Annotated in this window: 20 protein-coding genes; 6 read left to right on the top strand and 14 right to left on the bottom strand. The window is 63.1% G+C overall.

The genetic code is table 11. The features are described from left to right. Nucleotides 1–3 precede the first annotated feature (3 nt). On the bottom strand, nt 4–1,899 hold the full coding sequence (locus tag IGS60_RS00830; RefSeq protein ID WP_230501809.1) for a beta-propeller domain-containing protein: 1,896 nt from the start codon (nt 1,897–1,899) through the stop codon (nt 4–6). A 172-nt stretch (nt 1,900–2,071) separates the two neighbouring features. Here IGS60_RS00830 and gabD point away from each other — a divergent pair, with 172 nt between their 5' ends. Continuing rightward, nucleotides 2,072–3,526 (top strand): NADP-dependent succinate-semialdehyde dehydrogenase, encoded by a 1,455-nt coding sequence (gene gabD, locus IGS60_RS00825; RefSeq protein ID WP_230501807.1) that lies wholly within the window; start codon nt 2,072–2,074, stop codon nt 3,524–3,526. Nucleotides 3,527–3,549: 23 nt separating this feature from the next. Here the strand turns inward: gabD and IGS60_RS00820 are convergent, their stop codons facing one another. Both IGS60_RS00820 and IGS60_RS00815 read right to left on the bottom strand, forming a co-directional pair. Then, nucleotides 3,550–4,173 carry a trimeric intracellular cation channel family protein gene (locus IGS60_RS00820; RefSeq protein WP_070220436.1) on the bottom strand — a complete coding sequence of 208 codons (624 nt, stop codon included), beginning with the start codon at nt 4,171–4,173 and terminating at the stop codon, nt 3,550–3,552. A gap of 4 nt (nt 4,174–4,177) precedes the next feature. Further along, entirely contained in the window at nt 4,178–6,616 is a 2,439-nt protein-coding gene (locus IGS60_RS00815) for a penicillin-binding protein 1A (protein WP_230501805.1), read from the bottom strand. A gap of 149 nt (nt 6,617–6,765) precedes the next feature. Between IGS60_RS00815 and IGS60_RS00810 the strand changes: the two genes are divergently transcribed. Continuing rightward, on the top strand, nt 6,766–7,653 hold the full coding sequence (locus IGS60_RS00810) for an HTH-type transcriptional regulator ArgP (protein WP_070311701.1): 888 nt from the start codon (nt 6,766–6,768) through the stop codon (nt 7,651–7,653). A 14-nt stretch (nt 7,654–7,667) separates the two neighbouring features. On the opposite strand, the gene IGS60_RS00805 is transcribed toward IGS60_RS00810, so the two are convergent. The 4 genes from IGS60_RS00805 to IGS60_RS00790 all read right to left on the bottom strand — a co-directional run bounded on the left by IGS60_RS00805 (nt 7,668) and on the right by IGS60_RS00790 (nt 11,314). Further along, complete coding sequence (locus tag IGS60_RS00805) at nt 7,668–8,540, bottom strand: ABC transporter permease (RefSeq protein ID WP_230501803.1); 873 nt, start codon at nt 8,538–8,540, stop codon at nt 7,668–7,670. Further along, nucleotides 8,537–9,382, bottom strand: a complete 846-nt coding sequence (locus tag IGS60_RS00800) for an ABC transporter ATP-binding protein (protein ID WP_230501801.1) — start codon at nt 9,380–9,382, stop codon at nt 8,537–8,539. The genes IGS60_RS00805 and IGS60_RS00800 overlap by 4 nt, the downstream gene beginning before the upstream one ends. A gap of 1 nt (nt 9,383) precedes the next feature. Then, nucleotides 9,384–10,349, bottom strand: a complete 966-nt coding sequence (locus IGS60_RS00795) for an ABC transporter substrate-binding protein (protein ID WP_230502658.1) — start codon at nt 10,347–10,349, stop codon at nt 9,384–9,386. 80 nt (nt 10,350–10,429) lie between these two features. Further along, the gene (locus tag IGS60_RS00790) at nt 10,430–11,314 is read right to left on the bottom strand and encodes a TauD/TfdA family dioxygenase (protein WP_230501799.1); all 885 of its coding nucleotides are present in this window, start codon (nt 11,312–11,314) and stop codon (nt 10,430–10,432) included. A gap of 211 nt (nt 11,315–11,525) precedes the next feature. On the opposite strand from IGS60_RS00790, the gene IGS60_RS00785 reads away from it, so the two are divergent. Further along, the gene (locus IGS60_RS00785; protein WP_230501797.1) at nt 11,526–12,011 is read left to right on the top strand and encodes a tetratricopeptide repeat protein; all 486 of its coding nucleotides are present in this window, start codon (nt 11,526–11,528) and stop codon (nt 12,009–12,011) included. An 18-nt stretch (nt 12,012–12,029) separates the two neighbouring features. On the opposite strand, the gene can is transcribed toward IGS60_RS00785, so the two are convergent. The 7 genes from can to IGS60_RS00750 all read right to left on the bottom strand — a co-directional run bounded on the left by can (nt 12,030) and on the right by IGS60_RS00750 (nt 20,988). Next, nucleotides 12,030–12,701 carry a carbonate dehydratase gene (gene can / locus IGS60_RS00780; protein WP_034788731.1) on the bottom strand — a complete coding sequence of 224 codons (672 nt, stop codon included), beginning with the start codon at nt 12,699–12,701 and terminating at the stop codon, nt 12,030–12,032. A 136-nt stretch (nt 12,702–12,837) separates the two neighbouring features. After that, nucleotides 12,838–13,971, bottom strand: a complete 1,134-nt coding sequence (dnaJ, locus tag IGS60_RS00775; protein WP_034745985.1) for a molecular chaperone DnaJ — start codon at nt 13,969–13,971, stop codon at nt 12,838–12,840. Between the two features lie 161 nt (nt 13,972–14,132). Then, complete coding sequence (dnaK, locus tag IGS60_RS00770) at nt 14,133–16,076, bottom strand: molecular chaperone DnaK (RefSeq protein WP_070290878.1); 1,944 nt, start codon at nt 16,074–16,076, stop codon at nt 14,133–14,135. A gap of 91 nt (nt 16,077–16,167) precedes the next feature. After that, nucleotides 16,168–16,704 (bottom strand): nucleotide exchange factor GrpE, encoded by a 537-nt coding sequence (grpE, locus tag IGS60_RS00765; RefSeq protein WP_034788734.1) that lies wholly within the window; start codon nt 16,702–16,704, stop codon nt 16,168–16,170. A 344-nt stretch (nt 16,705–17,048) separates the two neighbouring features. Further along, nucleotides 17,049–18,158 carry a ferrochelatase gene (gene hemH, locus IGS60_RS00760; RefSeq protein ID WP_070220454.1) on the bottom strand — a complete coding sequence of 370 codons (1,110 nt, stop codon included), beginning with the start codon at nt 18,156–18,158 and terminating at the stop codon, nt 17,049–17,051. A gap of 143 nt (nt 18,159–18,301) precedes the next feature. Then, on the bottom strand, nt 18,302–19,969 hold the full coding sequence (recN, locus tag IGS60_RS00755; RefSeq protein ID WP_070290876.1) for a DNA repair protein RecN: 1,668 nt from the start codon (nt 19,967–19,969) through the stop codon (nt 18,302–18,304). Between the two features lie 47 nt (nt 19,970–20,016). After that, nucleotides 20,017–20,988 carry an NAD kinase gene (locus IGS60_RS00750; protein ID WP_227742053.1) on the bottom strand — a complete coding sequence of 324 codons (972 nt, stop codon included), beginning with the start codon at nt 20,986–20,988 and terminating at the stop codon, nt 20,017–20,019. Between the two features lie 263 nt (nt 20,989–21,251). Between IGS60_RS00750 and IGS60_RS00745 the strand changes: the two genes are divergently transcribed. From IGS60_RS00745 to IGS60_RS00735, 3 genes are all read left to right on the top strand, one after another. Beyond that, nucleotides 21,252–21,518, top strand: a complete 267-nt coding sequence (locus tag IGS60_RS00745; RefSeq protein ID WP_070220458.1) for a hypothetical protein — start codon at nt 21,252–21,254, stop codon at nt 21,516–21,518. A 51-nt stretch (nt 21,519–21,569) separates the two neighbouring features. Next, nucleotides 21,570–22,880 carry a sorbosone dehydrogenase family protein gene (locus tag IGS60_RS00740; protein WP_230501795.1) on the top strand — a complete coding sequence of 437 codons (1,311 nt, stop codon included), beginning with the start codon at nt 21,570–21,572 and terminating at the stop codon, nt 22,878–22,880. 101 nt (nt 22,881–22,981) lie between these two features. Next, a complete protein-coding gene (locus IGS60_RS00735) occupies nt 22,982–23,404 on the top strand; it encodes an OsmC family protein (RefSeq protein ID WP_070220462.1) in 423 nt (140 codons plus the stop codon). Nucleotides 23,405–23,444 lie beyond the last annotated feature (40 nt).

Here is a 23,444-nt window from a genome sequence, read left to right as displayed (position 1 = left end):
CCTTCAGCGCAAAGAGGAGGCATTGGGCGCATAGCTGACGCGGCGCACTTCGCGGATCTGCCCCTCCTTGAGCGCCCCTTCCACCAGTTCATAGCCGAGCAAGGCGAAGACGCGGCCCTGCAGGAACAAAGGACGCGCATTGCCGTACCAGTCCACGCACGACGCGCGGCAGCCGTCGTCCGGTGCCGGGCCGGGCCGCGCCGCCAGCGCGCCCAGTTCACTCAATTGCAGGCCGCTGTTGCGCAGGTACAGGACGGAGGCGGCTGACTTGTTGAGGCCAGGCCGTTCGTCCGCGCCCAGGATGGGCAGGCCGATCATGCCCTCGCCGGCCGCTTGCGGCTTGTAGAAAAAGCCGTGGCTGCGCGACTCGCCCTGCGCCGCATCGGCGCGGATGTAGCGCGTGGCGACCGCCGCCTGCGCCCCCAGGCCGATGGTGCTGAAGTGCAGATCCCTGCCCTGCGCGCCGATCACCACGGCGTCATTGCCCATCGCCTCGATGCGCTCCACGCCGTGCGGCAGCGACAAGGCTTGCACGCTGCCCGCATCGGCCCAGCGCAGTGCATACAGGGGCTGGCGTGGCCAGGCCTGGTCGGCCTTGCGGCGCCCCGCATTGCCCGGATTGCCGTACAACAGATAGGGTCCCACATAGCGGTTCTGCAGGCCGTAGCCGCCACCGCCGGGCAGCGGCTGGTAGCTGCCGGCCGGCGCACTGTCGCGGCCATCGGAAAACGACGCCAATGGCACGCGCAGCAGGGCCATGTCGCCGCGCCCCCGCGTGCCATCCCACATCGCGTCGCCCTGGCCCTCGGCGCGCAGCAGGACGTTCAGGTGGCCGTCGCCGCTTTCGAGGAACGAGAACTGGTCGACGGGCGCGCCAGCCACCTTCAGGGCGCTGGGCGCCGAGCCGTCGAGGGGAATGCGGAACACGCCCGAATCGCTGCCCCGGCGCGTCGTCCACACGAAAACGGATTCGCCCGACACATAAAACACGCGCCCCTGCGGCCCCATCACGGCGGTCGCTTCGCAGCGCATGTCGCGCTGCGCCAGGTCGCACACGGTGACCGTATGCAGGGTCAGACCAAAGCCCGGTTCGGGCTCTTCATCGGTGCGGTAAATGCGCGTGGCCGGGGCGATGCGCTTGAAGTCGGACGGTACGGCGTCGGGACGCCAGCGGCGCAGCGCGGGAAAGCCGCCAAACGGGTCGCCCCGGCGCAGGTTCAGCGACAGGGGCGAATAGAATACCAGTTTGCTGCCGATCAGGCGGCTGGCGTAATTGCGCGACGAATAATAATCGTTGGAGCGCAAATGATACGTGGCGCGATACGCCAGCTTGCCATCCGCACCGATGTCGAACAGGCCGATCTCCGTGCCGCCACGGCTGTAGCTGTAGCCGATCACCACGACCGTGTCGCCATCGATCAGCATTTCGTCATACCAGCTGCCCGACGGGTCGCTGCCCGGCGCGAACGCGTCGAGCGCCGCCACGGGCTGCAGGGCATTGCCGCCCACCTGCACGGTGAACAGCTTGCCGCGCCGGAGCATCACAAGGTGCTTGCCGTGCAGCTTGACGATGCCGCCTTCGTCCACGCCCGCCGTCTGCACATTGGTGACGGATTCGGCCGCCTCTGCCGACGCCGCCGGCGCCGCTTTCGCCACCATCGGCGCTGGCGCTGGCGGCGGTGCGGGCGGCGCCGACATGTACTGCGCCGTGGCGCGCTGCAGTTTCTGCTGCTCCCGCAGCAAGGCCGCCTGGCGCGCCTGCAGTTGCTGCAGGTAGCTGCTCAAGGCCTGCTCGCTGGCGAACGGCGCCAGGGTCTTGCGCGGCGCCGTGCCGGCGGCATGGCTGCCTGCCGACAGCAGCAGGGACAGCATCAATATGATCTTGTGGGCGCTGGACATCGCTTCTGCTCCGGTTGATTGGGGTAATGACCATGAAACGGCATGCGCGGCGAAACGGGGTTAAAAATGGTCAACTATTTTTGAAGGCCAGACGCCGCACATGGGACGCAATCGTGCGCCCGGCAAAAAGGACTACCATGGACGATCACGCAACCACTGCTGAAAGTCTGCCATGCTCACACTGAAAGATCCCGCGCTGCTACGCCAGCAATGCTACCTGAACGGACTATGGCTCGATGCCGACGGCGGCCAGCACGCCGACGTCCGCAATCCCGCCACGGGTGAAGTGATCGGCCATGTGCCCGTGATGGGCACGCAGGAGACAAGGAACGCCATCAGCGCGGCCAACGCCGCCTGGCCCGCCTGGCGCAAGAAGACGGCCAAGGAACGCGCAGCCGTGCTGCGCCGCTGGAATGACCTGATACTGGAAAACGCGGACGACCTGGCGCTGATCATGACGGCGGAACAGGGCAAGCCCTTGCTCGAAGCCAAAGGCGAAGTGCAATACGCCGCCTCCTTCATCGAATGGTTCGCCGAAGAAGGCAAGCGCGTCGCGGGCGATACCCTGCAGTCGCCGTGGCCGGACCGGCGCATCGTCGTGACGAAGGAGCCGATCGGCGTGTGCGCCGCCATCACCCCCTGGAACTTCCCCGCCGCGATGATCACGCGCAAGGCAGGACCGGCGCTGGCGGCCGGCTGCCCGATGCTCGTCAAGCCGGCCGGCATGACGCCGTTTTCCGCGCTGGCGCTGGCCGTGCTGGCCGAACGCGCGGGTGTGCCTGCGGGCGTGTTCAATGTCATCACGGGCTCGTCGCAGGAGATCGGCGATGAGATGACGTCCAATCCCCTCGTGCGCAAGCTCAGTTTCACGGGATCGACGGAAGTGGGCCGCATGCTGATGCGCCAGTGCGCGCCGACGATCAAAAAGCTGTCGCTGGAACTGGGCGGCAATGCGCCGTTCATCGTCTTCGACGACGCCGACCTGGATGCGGCAGTGGAAGGCGCCATCGCCTCGAAATACCGCAACGCGGGCCAGACCTGCGTGTGCGCCAACCGCCTGTACGTGCAAGATGGCGTGTACGAGGCCTTCGCGCAAAAGCTGGTGGCGGCCGTGCAAAAACTCAAGGTGGGTAACGGCGCCGACGAAGGCGTCACGCAGGGTCCGCTGATCGAGGAAAAGGCCGTAAAAAAAGTGGAGCAGCACGTGGCCGACGCACTGGCCAAGGGCGGGCGCCTGCTACTGGGCGGCAAGCGCCATACGCTGGGCCACAACTTCTTCCAGCCCACCGTGATCGCCGACGTGACGAACGACATGCTGGTGGCCAGCGAAGAGACGTTCGGGCCACTGGCGCCCCTGTTCCGCTTCAAGACGGACGAGGAAGTCATCGCCCTGGCCAACAACACGGAATTCGGCCTGGCGTCCTATTTCTATTCGCGCGACATCGGCCGCATCTGGAAGGTCGCCGAAGGCCTGGAATCCGGCATGGTGGGCGTGAACACGGGGCTGATCTCGACGGAAGTGGCGCCGTTCGGCGGCGTCAAGCAGTCGGGCCTGGGCCGGGAGGGATCGTCGTACGGGATCGACGATTACCTGGTCATCAAATACATCTGCATGGGCGGTATTTAACGATATGCCCGACGGCGCCGCCGCTATTCGAATCCCCGGATCCGGTCACCGTTGAAATTCGGCAGGCGCCACTCGAAGTGCAAGGCCAGGAAGCGGAACAAAAAGCCCGCGCCGATGGACGACAGCTGCGCCACGGAGCTGTCGACCTTGAAGTGCAGCAGGCCGACATACAGGGCGCCCGTAAACAGGGCCACGGTGGCATACACTTCGCGCTGCAGCACGAGGGGAATCTGGTTGCACAGGATATCGCGCAGCAAGCCGCCGAAGACGCCCGTGATCATCCCCGCCAGCACGACGATGGCCGGATGCATCTTGGCCGACATGGCGATGTCGCAGCCGATCACGCAAAACGCCACCAGGCCCAGGCCGTCGACCAGCAAAAAGATGGCGCGCAGATGATGCAGATAGCGCGCGACAAAGGCCGTCACAATGGCCGCGCCGATGGTAAACAACAGGTATTCGGGATGCGCGATCCAGCCCAGCGGATAGTGCCCCAGCAGCACGTCGCGCACGGTGCCGCCACCGAGCGCCGTGACGGTGCCGATCATGCAGATGCCGAACAAATCCATGCCGCGCCGCATGCCCATGATGGCGCCGGACATCGCTTCGGCGACAATCGCCACCAGGTAGATCGTATATAGCAGCATGGTCTTACTCTTCCGAAAATGATTTGAGAATTTGTTCGCGTTCGCGCGCTTCGCTCAGGGTGCGCGCCTCGCTCGTGCCCGTGCCGGAGCCGCCAGCGCCGCCGGCGCCAGCGTCACCGTGCGCCATGCGCGTATCGGCAGCGCCGCTGCCGCAGCCGACGCTGCTGTGGATAAAGGCGAAGTTATCCTTCAGGCAGTCGCCGGCCAGGTATTCGGCATACACATAGTCGCCGTCGAGCAGGGCCAGGCCAGGCGGTTCCGCCAGCACCTGTTCGCGCCTGCCCTGCACGGCTACCTGCATGTAATCGCGCCAGACGGGCAGCGCCAGCGTGCCGCCCGTGGCATTGCCCAGGCTCTTGGGCTGGTCGTAGCCTAGCCAGACGACGGACACCAGGCCCGAGGAATAGCCGGCGAACCAGGCGTCATACGCATTGTTCGAAGTGCCCGTCTTGCCGGCCGCGTCGCCGCGTCCCAGCGCCAGCGCGCCGCGTCCCGTGCCGCTCTTGACGACGTCGCGCAGCATGCTGTCCATGACGTAGGCATTGCGCGTGGAGATCACCTGCGTGCCCGGTGCCGGCTCGCCCTTGGCGCGCGGCGCCGCGTCGGAAAACAGCACCGCGCCGCTGCGGCTGCGCACTTCCTTGATCAGCTTTGGCGGCATCTGCACGCCGCCGTTGGCGAACACGGCATACGACTGCGCCAGCTGCAGCGGCGTGACGGCGCCCGCGCCCAGCGCCAGCGGCAGCGAGACGGGATTGCGCGCGCCCTCGAAACCGAAGCGCGTGGCGTAGTGCTGCACGTAGCCGGGGCCGGCCGCCTGCATCAGACTGACGGCGACGAGGTTTTTCGAGCGCACGAGACCGCGCCGCACGCTGATGAAGCCTTCATAGTTGTTGCCGTAATTGCGCGGACGCCACGGCTGCGCACCCGTTTCCCGCGGCAGCAGCAGGCGCTGCGTATCGTCCACGGCCGTGCCGGGAAAATAGCCCTTTTCCAGCGCCGCCGAATACACGAAAGGCTTGAAGCTGGAACCGGGCTGGCGGTAGGCCTGCATGGCGTGGTTGTAGTGGTTGCGGTAGAAATCGAAGCCGCCCGCCATGGCGACGATTTCGCCGCTGTGCGCCTCGACGGAAATGAGCGCGCCTTCCATCTCGGGCAGCTGGCTCACGAGCCAGCGCTTTTTCGCCGCGTCGTGCACCACGCGGATGACGCTGTTTTCAACGATGGCGCGCTTGCCGTCGAGCGGCAGCTTGCCGCCCAGGCGCGCGTCCGATGCCGTCAGCACGATCTCGTCGCCATTGCGCAGCTGCGCCGTCAGCTGGCGCTTGCCGCTCGTCTCGACCTTGCGCACCAGGGCGGCGCGCACCTCTCCGCTGTCGGGGTAGGCGGCCAGCTGGCGCGCCACGCTGTCTGCGGAGGCGGCCAGGCGCGCTTCCGGGCCGCGATAGCCGCGCCGCGCCTGCGCGTTCAATAGCCCATCGCGCAGCGACTTGTCGGCCGCCCGCTGCGGCGCCATGCGGATGGTGGTGGTCACGTCCAGGCCCATGCTGTAGGCGCCTTCGGGATAACTTTGCACGATCAGCTGACGCGCTTCCTCGACCGCATACGCGGCCGCGTGCACGGAGCTGTTGCGGTCCTTGTTCAGGGCCAGTTTTTCCGCCACGGCCGCGTCGTATTCGGCCGGCGTGATGTAGCCGAGTTCGCGCATGCGCTGCAGGATGTAATGCTGGCGCACGGTGGCGCGCTGCGGATTGGCGACGGGGTTATACGCCGACGGCGCTTTCGGCAGGCCGGCCAGCATGGCCGCTTCGGCGATGCTGACGTCGGCCAGCGGCTTGTCGAAATAGATGTTCGAGGCGGCGGAAAAGCCGTAGGAGCGCTCGCCCAGATAAATCTGGTTCATGTACAGTTCCAGCAGCTTGTCCTTGCCGTAGTGCTGTTCCAGCTTGTAGGCGAGCAGCATCTCCGTCAGCTTGCGCTGCACGGTCTTTTCGCGCGACAGGAAAAAGTCGCGCGCCACCTGCATGGTGATGGTGCTGGCGCCCTGCGCATGGTGTCCCGTGACGACGTTGGCCAGGGTCGCGCGCGTCAAGCCGTAAAAGTCGACGGCGCCATGCTCGTAGAAGCGCGCATCCTCGATGGCCAGCAAGGCCTGGCGCATGCGCAGCGGGATCTCCTTCAGGGGCAGGAACTCGCGGCGCTCTTCACCGTACTCGGCCAGCAGCTCGCCTTCGCTGGAAAAAATACGCAGCGGCAGCGCGGGCTTGTACTGGGCCAGGTGCTCGACGGCCGGCAAATCCTGCCATGCCTGGCGCAGCCACCAGCCGCCCGCCAGCGCGGCGGACAAGCCCAGGCCCAGGGTCAATCCCAGGCCGAATTTCAGATTGCGCGCCAGTTTCGATGACGGCTTGCGGGGCTTTGTATCTTGCGCTTGTGCTTCCATGAGGTGATTCCCTTGCTGCCAGGAGGCCGCGCTGCATACGCGTACGCGGCACTCCATCAAAGAGGCATTGTGCACTGCAACACACCCATCCTTATGAAAAGTAAGTATTATTTAGTATTGATAAATTTTTCTTATGTAAGGCAGCGGTCATGGATCTCAATCCCAAGCACACGGAAGCGTTCCGCGCCGTCGTCGAAACGGGCAGTTTCGAACAGGCGGCGCTGCGGCTGCACCTGACGTCGCCGGCCATTTCGCAGCGGGTGCGGGCGCTGGAAAGCCAGCTCGGCAATGCGCTGATCGTGCGCAGCCGTCCCGCGCGCGCCACGCGCATGGGCCAGCGGCTGATGCAGTATCTGAAGCGGGCCAAGCTGCTGGAAGCGGACTTGCAGGCGGAACTGGCGGTGCAGCAGGATGCCCCGCTGACCCTGGTGCTGGCGCTGAACGCGGATTCGATGGGCACCTGGTTCTTTCCCGCCCTGTCCGAGGTGTTGATACGCGAACGCGTGTTGCTGGACCTGACCGTGGAAGACCAGGACCACACGTATACCTTGCTGGAAACGGGCATGGCCATCGGCTGCATCAGCACGGAAGCCAAACCCATGCGCGGCTGCACGGCCGAACCGCTGGGCGTGATGCGCTACTGGCTGGTGGCCACACAAGCGTTCCGCCAGCAGTGGTTTGCGCACGGGCTGACGCGCAAGGCGGCGCGCACGGCGCCCGTCGTCGCCTACACGCGCAAGGACACCCTGCAGTCGTCGTTCCTGCTAGAGGCGCTGGGCTTGCCCGAAGGCGCCTACCCCTGCCATTACGTGCCGGGCGCCACCTCGCACTTCAACGCCATCCGCTACGGCCTCGGCTACGGCATGGTGCCGGAATTGCTGTTGAAAGCGAACACGGATGGGGAGCTCGTGGAAATGCTCACGCCCAAGACCCCGGCCGACGTGGCCCTGTACTGGCACACGTGGAAGGTGCAGTCGCCGCGCATGGAGCAGCTGTCGCGGCACATCATCGCGGCGGCGCGCAAGATCCTGAAATAAGTATGGTGAGATCACTACCGCTGCATGCCCCAGCGTTTCAAGGTGACGCGCTCCAAGGTGCGAAAACCGATGTTTTCCACGATTAAACCGATGACGATGACGGCCGCCAGGCCCGCAAACACCTTGTCCGTGTACAGCTCGTTGCGGTTCTGGAAGATGTACCAGCCCAAGCCGCCCTGCCCCGACGTGGTGCCGAATACCAGCTCGGCCGCGATCAGGGTGCGCCAGGCGAACGCCCAGCCTATCTTCAAACCCGAGACGATGGACGGCAAGGCGCCCGGCACGAGGATGTGCAGCACCAGCCGCAAGCCGTTCAAGCCGTAGTTGCGGCCCGCCATGCGCAGGGTCTCGGGCACGCCCTGGAAGCCCGCATACGTGTTCAGGGCCAGCGGCCACATCACGGAATGGACGATGACGAAGATCAAACTGGCGCGTCCCAGGCCGAACCACAGCAGGGCCAGCGGCAGCAGGGCGATCGCCGGCAAGGGATTGAGCATGGCCGTCAGGGTTTCCAGCACGTCACGCCCGATGCGGCTCGACACGGCCAGCAAGGTCAGCACGAAGGCGGCCAGCACGCCCACCGCATAGCCCTGCAGCAACACGACGAGGGACGCGGCCGTGCGCGTGAGCAATTCACCGCTGGCGATGCCGCCGATAAACGCCTGCGCCGTCTGGATAAAACCGGGCAACAATAAATCGTTGTGCGTCCAGCGCGCCGCCCCTTCCCACAGCAGGGCCAGGCTGAGCAAAATGAAAGCCTTGCGCCACAGCGCGTGCTGGCTCCAGCGCTGCCAGCGCGACAGCGGCCGCTCGACGGTGAGGCCGGCGGGCGGCGGTGCCGCATAGACGAATTCCTGGCGGATGGGCGGCTCCAGCAGCGCGCTCATACGGCCTCCCGCTGCGCGCCAGCTGCTTGCGGAACAGGAACAACTTCCTCATCGAACAGCAAGCCGTGGATGCGGCGGCTGGCAGCCTGGAATTCCGTACTGCCCGCGCTGTGCAGGCCGAACTGATGGCTGTTGAGTTCGGCGCGCACCCGGCCCGGATGGGGCGACAGCAGCAGGATGCGGTTGCCCACCACCAGCGCTTCTTCGATCGAATGCGTGACGAAGACGAGGGTAAAGCGCAGCTCTTCCCACAGGCGGCTCAGCTCTTCCTGCATCTTGCGCCGCGTCAAGGCATCGAGCGCGGCAAACGGCTCGTCCATCAGCAGCACTTCCGGCTGCATGGCCAGGGCGCGCGCGATGGCCACCCGCTGCTTCATGCCGCCCGACAAGGTATGCGGATGAGCATCTTCAAAGCCGGCCAGGCCCACCTTGGCGATCCAGTGATGGGCACGCTCGCGGACCGCCTGCTTGTCCAGCCGCTTGCTGGCCAGCAAGGGGAACATGACATTTTCCAGCACGGTCTTCCATGGCGGCAACTGGTCGAATTCCTGGAACACGACGACGCGCTCCGGCCCCGGCTTGCTGATAGGAACGCCCTGCATGGCGATGCTGCCGGCGCGCGGCGCGATGAAGCCGGCCACGGCTTTCAGCAAGGATGACTTGCCGCATCCCGATGGCCCCAGCAGCACGAAACGGTCGCCGCGGAACACGTCGAAACTGACGTCGTGCGTGGCGCGCACGGTGCGCTGTTCCGTGCGGTATTCCAGGCTGACATGTTTGACACTGAGCAAGGGCTCCAGCGCAAGCGGAGGACGTACGAGGTGAAAAGCAGGCGCGTTCATTTCAGCCTCCTTGCGTGATGGCAGGGTCGTCAAAGAAGTAATCGCGCCAGCTGTCGGGCAGGTTGCGGATGGCACTCACGCGGTGCAGGAATTGCGCCAGGCCATAGGTGTTTTGCGGCGCGATCTTGAATTGCACTTGCGGATTGGCAAAGATTTTCAGCAGCAGATTACGGTCCACCTTGCTTTTATTGACCTTGATATAGATGTCGGCCGCGCCTTGCGGATTGCTGCTCGCGTACTGAGCCGCTTCAGCCAGGGCGGCGATGAAGGCGCGGTACGTCTTCGGATTGTCCTTGCGGTACTTTTCCGTCGCATACAGCAGGGTCGACGAGCTGGGTCCGCCCTGCACGTCATACGAATTCAGGATGATGTGGGCGTTCGGATTCTGCGCCAGTTCCTGCTCCTGGAACGGCGAATTGCCGAAATGGCCGCTCAATTCCGTGCCGCCGGCGATGATGGCCGCGGCCGCATCCGGATGCGGCAGGGTTTGCGTGATTTTATCCAGGCGGGCAAATTCCTTGTCGCCCCACTGCTTCGCCACGGCCATTTGCAATATCCTCGCCTGGACGGACACGGAGACGGCGGGCAAGGCGATGCGGTCCTTGTCCGTCAAGTCGGCCAGGGTTTTTACCTTCGGGTTGTTGCTGATCAAATAGTAGGGGAAATTACCGAGCGAAGCCACGGCGCGCACGTTCTGCCGGCCTTTCGTTCGGTCCCAGATCGTCAGCAGCGGCCCCAGGCCCGCACCCGCGATATCGATATTGCCCGACAACAAAGCGTCATTGATGGCCGGGCCGCCGGACAGGGTAATCCACTCGACTTTCACGTCGACGCCCTGCTGCTTGCCATGCTTTTCGATCAGTTTTTGTTCCTGCGCAATATTGAGCAGCAAGAAGGTGATGCCGTGCTGGCCCGCGATGCGGATCTGGCCTTCGGCCCGGGCCATGGGCATGGCCATGCACAGCATGGCGATGGCGGCGAGAAGGCGGCGGGAAGAGGTCAAGATCGGCAACATGGACACTCCTTGGGTCAGATCAACAGTCAAAATCAGTACGGCGCATCGCCTTCGATGGTGGTGCGGTAGAGTTTGCGGCGCTGGTCGGGCGGGCAGCCCGTCGCCAGGTGCATCAGCGAGCGGTTGTCCCAGAACACCAGGTCGTGCGGCTGCCAGCGGTGCACATACAGGTGCTCGGGGCGCACGCTGTGGGCGAACAGTTCGTCGAGCAGGGCGCGGCTTTCATCGGCGGGCAAGCCGACGATGCGCGTGGTGAAATGCTCGCTGACGAACAGGGCACGGCGTCCCGTTTCCGGATGCACGCGCACGACGGGGTGGGTCACGGGTTTGACTTCATCGATCTGCGCCTGCGTCAGCGCCGGGCGCCACGGGTTGCGGCGACGCAACTCCTCATACTGGCTCAGGTAGCTGTGTTCGGCACGGGCGCCGCGCACGGCGTGGCGCAGCGCGGCCGGCAAGCTTTCCCAGGCCAGGTGCATGTTGGCAAACACGGTATCGCCGCCCTCGTCCGGCAACTCTTGCGCGTGCAGCATGGAGCCGAGGCTGGGCACTTCCTTGTACGACAGGTCCGAATGCCAGAAATGGCCCGCGTCACCCAGGCCGATGGGCTGGCCATCTTCGACGATGTTCGAGATGATCAGCACCTCCGGCTGCGTGGGCAGCTGGAACTGGCGCAGCACGTGGATTTGCAGGGGGCCGAAGCGGCGGCTGAAATCGACTTGCTGCTGCGGCGTGATGCGCTGGTCGCGGAACACCAGCACGTGATGGTCGAGGTGGGCGTGGTGCAGGCGCTGGAAGTCGCCCAGCGACAGCGGCTGCGCCAGGTCCAGCCCCAGCACTTGCGCGCCGAGCGGCGCATCGAACGTTTCAATGCGGAACTGGCTGGAAGAAAACGCGGGTTTCAGGACGGCCGACATGGGAACTCGACTAGAGTCTGGGGAAGTCCACTGTATGCCGGCCTGCGTTCCCTGCAAACGAAGCATTTACTATATGGATATGCGCGGCGCGTTGCGCCATGCTGCAACAGGCGCTGTCACGCAAGGGCACAGCGGCACCGGCTTTGCCCGGAAAGGGAGCTAGCACGCAACTTGCTTGTCTGCCAATCTTCAACCATCGACCAGGAAAACCATGCGCACCTACGCCCTGCTGCTCGCCGTTCTGTTCGCTGTTCCCGTCCACGCCCAGGACAGCCAGGATGAAGGCGATCTCAGCTACAAAGCCTATGTGCACAGCGACAAGCGCATCAAGTGTTTATACGGCTATGCGGCCGACAAGACGGGCGACCATGCGGCGGCCGTCGCCATCTTTGAAGACTGCATCCGGCGCTGGAACGATGTGTATTCGATGATTTGGCTGGCCCAGCTGTATGAAACGGGCATCGGCGTGCCCAGGGACCTGGCGCAGGCGACGGCGCTGATGCGGCGCGGCGCCCATACCAACGATGACGCCGCCTATGCGCGGCTGGCGCGCTATCACTATGGCGTGGCGCTGGCCGAAGGCCGGGGCACGCCGCAGGACCTTCCCCAGGCCAGAACCTGGCTGCGCCAGGCGGCGCAGGAGGGCGTGCGGGAGGCGGCCGATTATCTGGACCGCCTGGAAGGCGCCGCGCCATAGACGCGGCGCCAGCGCCGCTTACGCGATTGCTTCGTAGCGGGCCAGGCGGGTCGCCATGCGCGGCGCCAGCTCGTGGCCGGCTGTGACCGTCACTTCGAGGTCGTTCAGCAAGCCATCCTTCAAGCCGTAGACCCATCCATGGACGCTGAGTTCCTGGCCCCGTTCCCACGCATCTTGCACGACGGTGGTCTGGCATACGTTCAAGACTTGCTCGACCACGTTCAGTTCGCACAGGCGGTCGCCGCGCTGGCGGCTCGTCAGCACGTCGCCCAGGTAGCGCTCGTGCTTCTGGCCCACGTCCTGCACGTGGCGCAGCCAGTTGTCGACCAGGCCGATGCGCGTGCCCGTCATGGCAGCATGCACGCCCTTGCAGCCATAATGGCCGACGATGATGATATGTTTGACTTTCAGCACGTCCACGGCAAATTGCAGGACGGACAGGCAATTGAGGTCGGAATGCACGACCACGTTGGCAATATTACGGTGTACAAACACGTCGCCAGGCGCCATGCCCAGCAGTTCGTTGGCCGGCACGCGGCTGTCGGAGCAGCCGATCCACAGGTATTCGGGCGATGTCTGCGCTTCCAGGTTCTTGAAGAAGTTCGGGTCCTTCGCCACCATCGAGTCGGCCCAGCGGCGGTTACGCTGCAGCAGTTCCGCCAGGGCCGGGCCATTTTTCTGTTCGGTCATATCGCTCCCATTGTGTGCGTACGACTGAATTGGCCGCAGATCGCGCCCATAGGCCGGCGATGCGCGCACATTGTTCAGTCGTGATGAAAAAAACGCCGGGATGTTTCAGCATCCCGGCGCATGGTGTTACGTGTGCTTATTCAAAAAAATCCTTGACCTTGTCTTTCCAGGTCTTGCTTTGCGGACTGTGCTTGGCACCGCCCTCGGTTGTCGACTTTTCAAAGTCGCGCAGCAGGTCTTTCTGTTTTTCCGTCAGTTTCACCGGTGTTTCGATGGCCACGTGGCAGAACAGGTCGCCCGCGTAACCGGAGCGCACGCCCTTGATGCCCTTGCCTTTCAGGCGGAAGGTCTTGCCCGACTGGGTGCCTTCCGGGATCGTGAACGACACTTTGCCGTTCAGGGTAGGCACTTCGATTTCGCCGCCCAAAGCTGCCTTGGTGAACGAGATCGGCATTTCGCAATGCAGGTCGTCGCCTTCACGCTGGAACACGGCGTGCGGCTTGATGTGGATTTCCACATACAGGTCGCCCGACGGGCCGCCATTAGTGCCCGGTTCGCCGTTGCCGGACGAACGGATACGCATGCCGTTGTCGATACCGACTGGAATTTTGACTTCCAGCGTCTTGTTGCGCTTGATGCGACCGGCGCCGCCGCATGGCGTGCAGGGGTCGGTGATGACCTTGCCGCTGCCATGGCATTTCGGGCAGGTTTGCTGGATGCTGAAGAAACCTTGCTGCATGCGCACCTGACCGTGACCACCGCAAGTACCGCAGGTGGTGGGCGAGGTGCCCGGCTTGGCGCCGCTGCCATGACAAGTGTCGCACTTGTCCCAGCTCGGCACGCGAATCGTCGTGTCGAAGCCGTGCGCAGCTTGCTCCAGCGTAATTTCCAGGTTGTAGCGCAAGTCGGCGCCACGGTACACCTGTGGCCCCGCATTGCGGCTGCGTCCACCGCCACCGCCAAAGATGTCGCCGAAGATATCGCCGAAGCTGTCGGCAAAGCCGCCAGCACCGCCGCCGAAGCCGCCACCGCCGCCCATGTTCGGGTCCACGCCGGCGTGACCGTAACGGTCATACGCATCGCGCTTTTCCGGATTGGTCAGCATCTCGTAGGCTTCTTTGACTTCCTTAAACTTTTCTTCCGATTCCTTGCTATCCGGATTGCGGTCCGGATGGTATTTCATCGCCAGTTTACGGTAAGACTTTTTGATCTCTTCTTCCGAAGCATTTTTTGCGACACCGAGTGTCTCGTAAAAATCACGCTTTGCCATGTTGTCGGCACCTTGCAGTCTATCTACTGATGTAAAAATTACACGAAAAAGCCGAGTCGAGTGCTGCACTGGGCAGCGACTCGGCTCGGCCGGTCTTCGCGGCTAATCCCGCGATGTAGCGTTCAGCCCGGCTGCCCCCGGTTCATGGGAGCGCAAGACAATTACTTGCTGTCTTTGACTTCCTTGAAGTCAGCGTCAACAACGTCGTCCTGCTTGGCGCCTGCGTCCGATGCGCCAGCAGCTTGCTGTGCACCTTCCGCGCCGCCGGCAGCTTGCTGCGCTTGCATGTCGGCATACATTTTTTCGCCCAGTTTCTGCGATGCGCTCGACAGTGCTTCCACCTTGGCGTCGATCTCAGCCTTGTCGCCGGCCTTGATGCTTGCTTCCAGGTCGGTGATCGCCGCTTCGATCTTCTCTTTCTCGCCCGCGTCCAGCTTGTCGCCGTATTCGGTCAAGGATTTCCGGGTCGAGTGTACCAGAGCATCGGCCTGGTTGCGCGACTCGGCCAATTCTTTGACCTTCTTGTCTTCTTCCGCGTTCAGCTCGGCGTCTTTCACCATCTTCTGGATTTCAGCCTCGGTCAAGCCGGAATTGGCCTTGATCGTGATCTTGTTTTCCTTGCCGGTGGCCTTGTCTTTCGCGCCGACATGCAAGATGCCGTTGGCGTCGATGTCGAAGGTCACTTCGATCTGTGGCGTGCCGCGCGATGCTGGCGGGATGCCTTCCAGATTGAATTCGCCCAGACCTTTGTTGCCGGCGGCGATTTCGCGCTCACCCTGGAAGACCTTGATGGTCACCGCAGGCTGGTTGTCGTCGGCCGTCGAGAACACTTGGCTGAACTTGGTCGGAATCGTCGTGTTTTTGTGGATCATCTTGGTCATCACGCCGCCCAGGGTTTCGATACCCAGGGACAGAGGGGTGACGTCCAGCAACAGCAAGTCCTTGCGTTCGCCCGACAGGACCGAACCTTGAATCGCTGCACCTACGGCAACGGCTTCGTCCGGGTTCACGTCCTTGCGTGGATCCTTGCCGAAGAATTCCTTCACTTTTTCCTGCACCTTCGGCATACGGGTCATACCGCCGACCAGGATGATGTCATCGATGTCCGACACTTTCACGCCAGCATCTTTGATGGCGGTGCGGCATGGTTCCATCGTGGCCGTGATCAGCTCTTCCACCAGCGATTCCAGCTTGGCGCGGGTCATCTTCAGGTTCAAGTGGACCGGTGCGCCGTTCGCCATGGCGATGTACGGCTCGTTGATCTCGGTTTGCTGCGACGACGACAATTCGATCTTCGCGCGCTCGGCCGAAGCCTTGATGCGCTGCAGGGCGATCGGATCTTTTTTCAGGTCGATGCCGTTGATCTTCTTGAACTCGTCGATGATGTAATCGATGACGCGCTGGTCGAAGTCTTCGCCGCCCAGGAAGGTGTCGCCGTTGGTCGACAGCACTTCAAATTGTTTCTCGCCATCAACATCTGCGATTTCGATGATCGACACGTCGAACGTACCGCCACCCAGGTCATACACGGCGATTTTACGATCGCCTTTTTCGGTCTTGTCCAGGCCGAACGCCAGCGCTGCCGCGGTTGGCTCGTTGATGATGCGCTTGACGTCCAGGCCAGCGATACGGCCGGCATCCTTGGTGGCTTGACGCTGCGAGTCGTTGAAGTAGGCAGGCACGGTGATGACGGCTTCGGTGACTTCTTCACCGAGGTAGTCTTCTGCCGTTTTTTTCATCTTGCGCAGGACTTCAGCCGAAATTTGCGGCGGCGCCAGTTTTTTGTCGCGTACGCCGATCCATGCATCGCCGTTGTCGGCTTTCATGATTTGATACGGCATCAGCGCGATGTCTTTTTGCACTTCTTTTTCGTCGAACTTGCGACCGATCAGACGCTTGACTGCGTACAGCGTGTTTTTCGGATTGGTCACGGCCTGGCGTTTCGCTGGCGCGCCGACGAGAATTTCGCCATCTTCTTGATAAGCAATAATCGACGGCGTCGTGCGTGCGCCTTCAGCGTTTTCGATTACCTTTGGTTGACCGTTTTCCATGATGGAAACGCAGGAATTCGTGGTTCCCAGATCGATACCGATAATTCTACCCATGATTTTTTTCCTTTTATTTGCTAGATTTCAGATGGTTCTTATATGTGGCAAAGCGGCATGGTTTCAAGGCTTGCTTGATGCCGCACTCTGATTATTTTGCTTGCGCGGTCGTGACAATGGCTGGACGCAGCAGGCGGTCCGCAATCATATAGCCCTTTTGCAAGACTGACACGATGGTGTTCGCTTCCTGCTCCGCTGGCACCACGGCAACGGCCTGGTGTTTCATCGGATCGAGCTTTTCGCCCTGCACTGGCAAGACTTCCACCAGGCGGTTACGCTCGAACGCGGCGTTCAGTTGCTTCAGGGTCATCTCGACGCCTTCTTTCAGCGATTCGATGGTCGGTGCTTCCACCGTCAGCGCCGTTTCCAGGCTGTCTTTCACCGGCACCATGGCTTCGGCAAAGCTTTCCACTGCGAATTTATGCGCTTTAGCAACATCTTCCTGCGCACGGCGGCGAATATTTTCGCCATCGGCCTTGGCGCGCATGAAGGCATCGTGCATCTCTGCAAGACGCGCTTCGGTACTCGCCAGCTGCTCTTCCAAAGTAGGCTCTGCGGGAGTCGATGGGGCAGTCGCCGCGGCGTCCGCTTGCGGATTAGGTACAGCTTGGTTTTCCTGATCTTGCATCTAGAAAGCTCCTACAATCAATGACTTAAATGAGTTAGTCTAACTATCTTTACAACACTAACGGGCAGATGGGGCTATATCCTATTGTTTCAAGGGGTATACACGGCAAAACCAGAATTACAGCGATTCATGTTACAGCTTATTACAAAAGGCGACCCATTTCGGCCAGTGAGCCGTGCGCGCCCCCTTGATTTTCCAGGCTTCCCCCGGCAAAGCGGGCATTCTACCAGCCCCGCCACGGCCATCGCCACTGGCGGCGTTGCTATCTGGATAGTACTTTTGTCGCGCCACACATGACAAAGCCGCGCAAGCGCGGCTTTTGATTGTGAAAAAATTAATTATCTTTAATTCGCCGCGCCCAGTGCCAGCGCCGCCGCGCGCGCCTGCTCGCCCGCCTTCTTGTCCGCGTCGCGCTGCGGCGCCGTCTTCATCGTCGGCCAGCCGATCATATGCTGCTCCGCAATTTCCGCCATGCCCGCGATCCAGGCCGGCGTTTCGTTCAGGCAGGCGATGTAATGGAAGTGCTGGCCGCCGGCCGTCTCGAAATCATGCTTGGCTTCCATGGCGATCTCTTCCAGCGTCTCCAGGCAATCGCTGGTAAAGCCAGGACACAGCAGATCGACGCGCTTGACGCCCTGCTGCGCCAGCGCCACCAGGGTGGGCGCCGTGTACGGCTGCAGCCATTCGGCCTTGCCGAAGCGCGACTGGAAGGTCACCACGTATTGCTCTTTAGTTAATTTCAGTTTTTCTGCCAGCAATCGCGCCGTTTTCAGGCATTGGCAGTGGTAGGGGTCGCCCAGCAGCAAGGTGCGCTTGGGCACGCCATGAAAGCTCATCACCAGTTTTTCCGGACGGCCATGCGCTTCCCAGTGGTTCAGCACGGAATCGCGCAAGGCGTCGATATACGTGTCGTGCTCGTGATATTGCTTGATGAAACGCAATTCCGGCACATTGCGCACGGTAGCGTAATGGGCGAATACGGCGTCGTAGATGGAACCCGTCGTCGTGCCCGAATATTGCGGATACGCCGGCAGGATGGCGATGCGTTCGCAGCCTTCGCTTTTCAGCTGGGCCAGCACCTCGGGCAAGGAAGGCGAACCGTAGCGCATGGCCATGGCCACGGTCACACCATCGTGGCCACGTTCGGCCAGGGCGCCGGCCAGCAGTTTCGCCTGCTTTTGCGTGTGCACTTTCAGGGGCGAGCCCTCGCGCGTCCAGATCGATGCGTATTTCTTGGCCGACTGGCCCGAGCGGAAGGGCAGGATGATCAGGTTCAGGATGAACCACCAGACGAGGCGGGGAATCTCCACCACGCGCGGGTCCGACAAAAATTGCTTCAGGTAGCGCCGCACGGCCGACGAGGTCGGTGCATCGGGCGTGCCCAGGTTGACCAGCACCACGGCGCTGCGGTCGATGCTGCCATGCGTGTACGGCGGTTCTGTTTGAAATGACATGAAGGCTCTTCGAAGGCGTTGGATGGATTAGGCAGTTATTATAGTTACATTGCGTCAACATCGGGGGTCAGACCCTCAATGCCGCTAACGTCAAGCTCAGCGCTAACGCGTCCGGGGGTCTGACCCCGGATTTAGGCCTGCGTTCAAATCGCCAGCAATTCGCGGGCATGCTTGCGCGTGGTGGCCGTGATTTCCAGGCCGCCCAGCATGCGCGCCACTTCTTCCACCCTGGCCTTGGCGTCGAGCATGTCGATGCGCGACGCCGTCTTGCCGTTGTCCAGGGTGCTTTTTGCTACTTGGAAATGCTGATTGGCCTGGCTCGCCACTTGCGGCAAGTGGGTCACGCACAGCACTTGCCGTCCCTGCCCCAGGCGTTTCAGCAAGCGCCCTACGACTTCGGCGACGGCGCCGCCGATGCCGCTGTCGACCTCGTCGAAGATCAGGGTCGGCGTGGTCGTGGCGTGCGAAGTGATGACGGAAATGGCCAGCGCGATACGCGCCAGTTCACCGCCGGAGGCCACCTTGGCCAGCGAACGTGGCGCCGTGCCCGCATGGCCTGCAACGAGAAACTCGACTTGCTCGAGGCCGTGGGCGGCCGGATCGCACGGGTGCAGCGCGATTTCGAAGCTGCCGCCCGTCATGCTCAGTTCCTGCATGGCGCGCGTGACGGCTTGCCCCAGCTCCAGGGCGGCGGCGCGGCGCGTGGCGGACAATCGCTCGGCCACGGCGCGGTACTCGGCCTCGATCTTCGCTTCCTGGCGCAGCAAGCCCTCGATATCGGAAGCGTCGGCCAGGTGCTGCAGCTTTTCCGACAGCTTGGCGTGTTCCTCCGGCAATTCTTCTGGCGTGACGCGGAATTTGCGGGCCGTGCTGTGCATGGCTTCCATGCGCGCGTCGAGCTGGTGCAGACGCTCCGGATCCAGTTCCACGCGGTCCAGGTAATTGTTCAGCGCGTACACGGATTCCTGCAGCTGGATGCGCGACGACTCGATCAGGTCGACGATCGGCTGCAATTCCGCATCGACGGACACGAGCTTGCCCAGCTTCTGGTTCAGGGCCGACAGTTGCGACACGATCGGATGGTCTTCCGACTCGGAAATGATCGCCAGGGCTTCCTGCGCCCCTTCCAGCAGGCTGGCCGCGTGCGACAGGCGGCTGTGCTCGTTCGTGATCTCCGTCCATTCGCCGGGCTTGGCGGCCAGCTTTTCCAGTTCGCCCACTTGCCATTCCAGGCGTTCGCGCTCGTACAGCACGTTGGCGGCATTCGTTTCGAATTCCTCGCGCTGGCGCACGAGGGCGCGCCAGCGCTTGTGCAGCGCCGCCACTTGCCGCGCATCCTGCTCCGCGCCCGCTTCGCGCGCCGTCGCCTGGCCGTCGAGCAAGGCACGCTGCGCTTCGCTTTTCAGCAAGGACTGGTGCGCGTGCTGGCCGTGGATATCGACCAGCATGTCGCCCAGTTCGCGCAGCTGGGCGGCCGTGGCGGGAATGCCGTTGATATACGCCTTCGAGCGGCCCGCATTGTCGATCACGCGGCGCAGCAGGGCGCCGCCATCGTCGTTGGCGAATTCATGCGCCACCAGCCAGGCCTGCGCCACTTCGCTGACGGAAAAATCGGCCGTGATGTCGGCCTTGGCCGCGCCTTCGCGCACCACGCTGGCGTCGCCGCGCCCGCCCAGCGCCAAAGTCAGCGCATCGATGAGGATGGACTTGCCGGCGCCCGTCTCGCCCGTCAGCACGCTGAAGCCGGCGGAAAATTCCAGTTCAATGGTATCGACAATGACAAAATCGCGAATGGACAGTGTATGGAGCATGGCTTCTGTGGTTAGGCGGCGCACCGCGGGTTGAGGTGAAGAAACTATTAGCTGAGCTTGCCCTCGCCCGACGGGTACTCATTCCAGTGCAGTTTTTCACGCAGGGTGTTGTAGTAGCTCCACCCTTCCGGATGCAGGAAGGTAATCGTATGGGGCGAACGGCGGATGAGGATGCGGTCTTGCTGCACCAGGCTGGCAAAGGTCTGCATGTCGAAATTGACGCTGATATCGCGCCCGCGCACGATTTCCACGACGATCTGGCTGGAATCGGGCAAGACGATGGGGCGGTTCGACAGCGCATGCGGGGCGATCGGCACGAGCACGATGCCGCCCAGGGTCGGATGCAGCAGCGGGCCGCCGGCCGACAGCGAATACGCGGTCGAGCCCGTGGGCGTGGAAATGATCAAGCCATCCGAACGCTGGTTGTACATGAAGTGACCGTCGACCTCGACGCGCAATTCGGCCATGCCGGCGCCGCCGCCGCGCGAGACGACGACATCGTTGACGGCCATGCCCACGTGAATCGACTCGCCGTCGCGCAGCACGCTGCCTTCGAGCAAAGTGCGGCGCTCGGCCTTGAAGCGGCCGCCGAGAATTTGCGCCAGCACGGGCAGCATGCGCTCAAGCGGAATATCGGTCATGAAACCCAGGCGCCCCTGATTGATACCGATCAAGGGGACGTCGAATGGCGCCAGCTGGCGCGCAATGCCCAGCATGGTGCCATCGCCGCCCATGACGATGGCGCAATCGGCGGCGGCGCCGATCTCGGCCGGCGACATGGCGCGCACGCCGGGAAACGCCAGGTTCAGGTGCGCGGCCGTCTCCGCCTCGAAGACCACCGTGTGGCCCAGCACTTGCAGGAAATCGACGATACTTTTCACGGGTTCGGCAATGCCATCCGTATTCTGGCGCACGACCAGGGCAATGGTCTTGGCGCCCAGGTTGAAGCGCTCGCCCGGGGCTGGCAAGGTCGCGGCTGGCTGTTCGGCTCGCTGGTCGGCGTAGTTATCGACGGGCATAAAAATCTCGGTAATGAATTCGGTGGCAAGCCGCCCCAGGCTGTCGCGTCGCACGCCGCCATCGCATGATACTGTATATATCCACAGTATAGTGCGGCTGCCGTGTGCCCGCAAGGGGCGTTCTTGGTGTTGCACGCAGTGTAGCGCAGAAAAAGAATCATCCATGCGTGCGCCAGCGCTCCCTGGATGGACAAATCCGCTTGCAGGCAGCCTGGCTGCGGCAGGACACTGATCCCACGTCAATTCTTCTGTCAGGAGGCCATATGGTTACCCAGCATAGCGAACGCAAGATCAATACCGATGAAAAGGTCAAGAATGACGGCATCGACCGTCTGCCGCACGAGCGCGACGAATCGCCCGATGCGCAGAACGTGCGCCCACGCAAGATCATGCAGCAAGCGGCCAGCGACCTGGAGCAGGGACTGGTCGATACGGACCTGCACGCCCAGCCGGGCGTGGAAAAGGTCAAGCCCGCCGCGCCGCAGCAAGCCCGTCCCGACGCGCAACTGGAACCAAAGAAGGCGCGCTGACTCCAACTGTCACGCTCTGCTACCCGCACTGTTCATGCTCCGGAGTACGCCATGCACCGTTACGCCCGTTCCTTCCTGCTGGCCGCTGCCTGCGGCGCCCATCTCGCCCATGCCCAGGCGCCCGCCATGCCCGTGGGCTTCGGCCCGCAGCCCACCCTGCCCGCACCGGACAAACAACTGATTCCTACCGTCAACGTCGCCCCCGTGCAGCGCTGGACGGCAGCGCAGCACCCCGCTGTCGCGGCGGGCCTGGCCATCCATGCGTATGCGCGCGACCTCGACCATCCGCGCTGGCTGTACGTCTTGCCGAATGGCGACGTGCTCGTGGCGGAAACGAACGCCCCGCCGAAACCGGACGACAGCAAGGGCATCAAGGGCGCGATCATGCAGATGCAGATGAAAAAGGCGGGCGCGGCCACGCCCAGCGCCAACCGCATCACCCTGCTGCGCGGCGTCGACGCGAGTGGCGTGGCGCAGACGCGCAGCGTGTTCCTGCAAGGACTGAACTCGCCGTTCGGCATGGCCCTGGTGGGTAACGAGCTGTACATCGCCAATGCCGACGCCTTGATGCGTTTTCCTTACAAGGAAGGCCAGACAGCCATCACGGCGCCCGGCGTCAAGGTGATGGATTTGCCGGGCGGCCCCATCAATCACCACTGGACCAAGAACGTCATCGCCAGCCCCGACGGCAAATTTCTCTATGTTGCCGTCGGTTCGAACAGCAACGTGGGCGAAAACGGCATGGCGGCCGAAGATGGCCGCGCCGCCATCTGGCAATTCACGCGCGCGACGGGCAAGGCCCGCGTGTATGCGACGGGCTTGCGCAACCCCGTCGGCCTGGCCTGGCAGCCCAGGACGGGCGCCCTGTGGACGGCCGTCAATGAGCGCGACGAGCTGGGCAACGACCTGGTGCCCGACTACATGACGTCCGTCAAGGACGGCGCCTTTTATGGCTGGCCCTACAGTTATTTCGGCCAGCACGTCGATGCGCGGGTCAAGCCGCCCCGTCCCGAACTGGTGGCCACGGCTGTTGCACCCGACTACGCGCTGGGCGCGCATACGGCCTCGCTGGGACTGGCGTTTTATGATGCCACCCTGCTGCCGGAACGCTACCGGGGCGGCGCCTTCATCGGCCAGCACGGCTCGTGGAACCGCAAGCCCTTCAGCGGCTATAAAGTCATTTATGTGCCCTTCGCCGATGGCGTACCCAGCGGGCCGCCGCAGGACGTCGTCGCCGGTTTCCTCGACAGCAACGGCAAGGCGCAAGGACGCCCCGTCGGCGTGGCCGTCGACAAGGCAGGCGCGCTGCTGGTGGCGGACGACGTGGGCAATGTCATCTGGCGCGTCACGCCGGCGCCGTGAACACATTGGCGCCGCGCATGCGCCCCCTGTGTGGCACAACGAACGGAAGGGCAAGGATGCCACGCGCATGATGGACCTTCGAACCACGCAAGGAGTACATCATGAAAAAAACAGGATCAGCCGTCTGGAGTGGCGGCCTTAAGGATGGCAAAGGATTTATTTCCACCCAAAGCGGCGCACTCGACAATGTGGCCTATGGTTTCAACACGCGCTTCGAAGATGGTCCCGGCAGCAATCCGGAAGAACTGATCGGCGCGGCCCACGCGGCCTGCTTCACCATGGCCCTGTCCGGCCAACTGGGCGAGGCGGGCTTGCGCGCCACGGCCCTGAAAACCACGGCCGACGTCAGCCTGGAAAAAATCGATGGCAGCTATGCCATCACGGCCGTGCACCTGACCCTGGTGGCCACCATTCCCGGCGCCACCGACGAAGCGTTCCAGGACGCGGCCCTGCGCGCCAAGCTCGGTTGCCCCGTATCGAAGTTGCTGGCCACGGAAATCACGCTGGACGCCCGTCTGGAGTAATTCCAGAGGCACTAACGTCACCGTCCGCGGCTGTCCTGCC

Origin of the sequence: Janthinobacterium sp. FW305-128, assembly GCF_020858135.1 — a bacterium.
Taxonomy (GTDB): Bacteria; Pseudomonadota; Gammaproteobacteria; order Burkholderiales; family Burkholderiaceae_D; genus Janthinobacterium.
The sequence above is the reverse complement of the archived record's forward strand: the minus strand, read 5'-3'. Positions and strand labels throughout refer to the sequence as shown.

Bases quoted from the DNA above. Each gene is read 5' to 3' on its own strand.
- IGS60_RS00745 (WP_070220458.1), top strand. From the start codon at position 21,252: ATGGTTACCCAGCATAGCGAACGCAAGATCAATACCGATGAAAAGGTC.
- IGS60_RS00830 (WP_230501809.1), bottom strand. From the start codon at position 1,899: ATGTCCAGCGCCCACAAGATCATATTGATGCTGTCCCTGCTGCTGTCG.
- gabD (WP_230501807.1), top strand. From the start codon at position 2,072: ATGCTCACACTGAAAGATCCCGCGCTGCTACGCCAGCAATGCTACCTG.
- dnaK (WP_070290878.1), bottom strand. From the start codon at position 16,076: ATGGGTAGAATTATCGGTATCGATCTGGGAACCACGAATTCCTGCGTT.
- IGS60_RS00785 (WP_230501797.1), top strand. From the start codon at position 11,526: ATGCGCACCTACGCCCTGCTGCTCGCCGTTCTGTTCGCTGTTCCCGTC.
- IGS60_RS00805 (WP_230501803.1), bottom strand. From the start codon at position 8,540: ATGAGCGCGCTGCTGGAGCCGCCCATCCGCCAGGAATTCGTCTATGCG.
- hemH (WP_070220454.1), bottom strand. From the start codon at position 18,158: ATGTCATTTCAAACAGAACCGCCGTACACGCATGGCAGCATCGACCGC.
- IGS60_RS00795 (WP_230502658.1), bottom strand. From the start codon at position 10,349: ATGCTGTGCATGGCCATGCCCATGGCCCGGGCCGAAGGCCAGATCCGC.
- IGS60_RS00735 (WP_070220462.1), top strand. From the start codon at position 22,982: ATGAAAAAAACAGGATCAGCCGTCTGGAGTGGCGGCCTTAAGGATGGC.
- IGS60_RS00740 (WP_230501795.1), top strand. From the start codon at position 21,570: ATGCACCGTTACGCCCGTTCCTTCCTGCTGGCCGCTGCCTGCGGCGCC.
- IGS60_RS00790 (WP_230501799.1), bottom strand. From the start codon at position 11,314: ATGTCGGCCGTCCTGAAACCCGCGTTTTCTTCCAGCCAGTTCCGCATT.
- IGS60_RS00820 (WP_070220436.1), bottom strand. From the start codon at position 4,173: ATGCTGCTATATACGATCTACCTGGTGGCGATTGTCGCCGAAGCGATG.
- IGS60_RS00810 (WP_070311701.1), top strand. From the start codon at position 6,766: ATGGATCTCAATCCCAAGCACACGGAAGCGTTCCGCGCCGTCGTCGAA.
- dnaJ (WP_034745985.1), bottom strand. From the start codon at position 13,971: ATGGCAAAGCGTGATTTTTACGAGACACTCGGTGTCGCAAAAAATGCT.
- recN (WP_070290876.1), bottom strand. From the start codon at position 19,969: ATGCTCCATACACTGTCCATTCGCGATTTTGTCATTGTCGATACCATT.
- can (WP_034788731.1), bottom strand. From the start codon at position 12,701: ATGACCGAACAGAAAAATGGCCCGGCCCTGGCGGAACTGCTGCAGCGT.
- grpE (WP_034788734.1), bottom strand. From the start codon at position 16,704: ATGCAAGATCAGGAAAACCAAGCTGTACCTAATCCGCAAGCGGACGCC.
- IGS60_RS00800 (WP_230501801.1), bottom strand. From the start codon at position 9,382: ATGAACGCGCCTGCTTTTCACCTCGTACGTCCTCCGCTTGCGCTGGAG.
- IGS60_RS00815 (WP_230501805.1), bottom strand. From the start codon at position 6,616: ATGGAAGCACAAGCGCAAGATACAAAGCCCCGCAAGCCGTCATCGAAA.
- IGS60_RS00750 (WP_227742053.1), bottom strand. From the start codon at position 20,988: ATGCCCGTCGATAACTACGCCGACCAGCGAGCCGAACAGCCAGCCGCG.